At 50.4% G+C, this 256-nt stretch carries 1 rRNA gene; it reads right to left on the reverse strand.

The features are described 5' to 3' along the window. Positions 1-167: 167 nt before the first annotated feature. A 16S ribosomal RNA gene (locus M3629_RS28265) occupies positions 168-256 on the reverse strand; the annotation flags it as partial.

The raw sequence follows: 256 nt of genomic DNA on the forward strand, positions 1-256 counted from the left end.
GGGCCGTTCACGGATGTGTCGGTCGAATAAACGAGTTGGTTTGAGAGTTTGAGCTCTCAAAACTGAGCAACGAGTGAGTTGAAAGCTTTACGAAGTAAAGCTCGCTTCGGAAGCATGCTTCCTGAAGACTTTTTGAATGTTTCCACGCGGGAAACGATTCTCCATAGAAAGGAGGTGATCCAGCCGCACCTTCCGATACGGCTACCTTGTTACGACTTCACCCCAATCATCTATCCCACCTTCGGCGGCTGGCTCC

The organism is Paenibacillus polysaccharolyticus (genome assembly GCF_023714295.1).
GTDB classification, from domain to species: Bacteria; Bacillota; Bacilli; order Paenibacillales; family Paenibacillaceae; genus Paenibacillus; species Paenibacillus polysaccharolyticus_A.